Here is a 1,836-nt window from a genome sequence, read left to right as displayed (position 1 = left end):
GCGTTCACCGAGGCCGGCGCCATCGTCGAGCTCGGCGCACCGCCACCGGATAATCCGGTAAACTGGGACGTCACGCCATTCTATGCGGCGATCCGGATCGAGGAGTATCACCGCTACGGTGGGCTCGGCGCGTTCTCGCGCTATGTCGGCGCCGACAAGCCGTTCGCCACCGTGCTGGCCGCACGCGGCTGCCGCGCCCGCTGCACCTTCTGCACGGTGCGCAACTTCAACGGCTTCGGCCTGCGGCAGCGCACGGTGCAGGACGTGATCGACGAGGTGAAGCACCTCGTCACCGATCACGGCATCCGCTCGATCGACTGGCTCGACGACGATCTGCTGTGGGACCGGGACCGCGCGCTGGCGCTGTTCAGGGGTCTCGCCGAGCAGGTGCCGGGGCTGGAATGGACCGCCAGCAATGGCCTGATCGCGGTGGCGATCGACGACGAAGTGATGCAGGCGATGGTGGCGTCCGGTCTGCGCGCCTTCAAGATCGGCGTCGAGTCCGGCAACGACGCGATGCTGAAGACGATCAAGAAGCCGACCACCAAGCCGAAGCTGCGCGCCCGCGCCGAGCTGTTCGCCAAATATCCGGAGGTGTTCGTCTCGACCAATTTCATCATCGGATTTCCCGACGAAACCTTCGGGCAGATGATGGACAGCTACGATCTGGCGGTCGAACTCGCCAGCGACTGGGCCAGCTTCTACATCTGCCAGCCGCTGAAGGGCACAGAGATGTTCTCGGCGTTCCAGTCGCTCGGCGACGCGCGCACCAAGGAAGAGCGCTACGACAAGACCATCAATCCCGGACGCTCCGCCGAGCGCGGCGAATTCGGCTACCGCTTCGCGCGCGACCGCGTGCTGCGCACCGGCTGGGAGATCTTCGAGATCGACCGCGACAGCGTGCCGGATCTCGAACAGCAGAAGGAAATCTGGTTCAGCTTCAACCTGGTCGCCAACTTCCTCGACAATCCGAACTTCCGCCGCGGCGGCAATGCCGCCAAGCTGGCGCGCTGGATCGAGGCGATCCACGACGGCTATCCCTACGACGCCTCGATGGCCGCGGCGCTGGCGCACGCTTATCACCTGCTCGGCGACGCGCAGCGCCACGCCCATCATCGCGCCGACTTCCTGCGGCTCACCGCGACGTCCGCCTATTGGCAGAACCGCGTCGCGCAATTCCCCGAGCTGCTGGCGCTGGCGCATATCGAGCAGCCGCCGGACTGGTTCGCGGGTCCAATGCCGCGCGGTCTGACGCGGCCGTTGCCGCAGCCGCAGCGCCAACAGGTGCACGCATGAGTTTCGCCGGCAAGGCAGCGCTGGTCACCGGTGGCAGCAAGGGGATCGGCTTTGCGATCGCGCGGTCGCTGGCGCAGGCCGGTGCATCGGTGATGATCTGCGCCCGCGACGAGAGCGAGATCGCGCAGGCGCTGCCGGCGCTGCGCGACGGCGTGCACGGCCGGGTTCACGGCCTCGCCTGCGACGTCCGCGACGAAGCGGCGGTGCGGCAATTAGTCGACCACACCGTCACGGCGTTCGACGGCCTCGACATCCTGGTCAATAACGCCGGGGTCGGCCTGCTCGGGCCGGTCGAGACGTTTCCGCCCGAGCACTGGCGCCTCACCCTCGATACCAACCTCACCGGCGCGTTCTATTGCTGCCACCACGCGATCCCGGCGCTGAAGGCGCGCGGCGGCGGCGCCATCGTCAACATCGGCAGCCGCTCCAGCGTCAACGCCTATGGCGGCGGCGCGGCGTATTGCGCCTCGAAATTCGGCCTGCTCGGCCTGTCGGAATCGCTGCTGCAGTGGCTGACTCCGTTCGGCATCCGCGTCAGTT

General features: G+C 67.2%; 2 protein-coding genes. Both read left to right on the top strand.

Features of this window, described 5'->3' with window-relative positions:
- A partial coding sequence (locus DYI24_RS25885; protein WP_164574348.1) for a B12-binding domain-containing radical SAM protein occupies positions 1–1,296 on the top strand: 1,296 nt, incomplete at its 5' end.
- Positions 1,293–1,836 (top strand): SDR family NAD(P)-dependent oxidoreductase (locus DYI24_RS25880; protein WP_164574347.1); only part of this gene is annotated, 544 nt, incomplete at its 3' end. The genes DYI24_RS25885 and DYI24_RS25880, both read left to right, overlap by 4 nt.

It is taken from the genome of Rhodopseudomonas sp. BR0C11, from assembly GCF_010820945.1.
Classification (GTDB): domain Bacteria; phylum Pseudomonadota; class Alphaproteobacteria; order Rhizobiales; family Xanthobacteraceae; genus Rhodopseudomonas; species Rhodopseudomonas palustris_H.
This window is presented reverse-complemented; position numbering and strand designations above follow the sequence as displayed.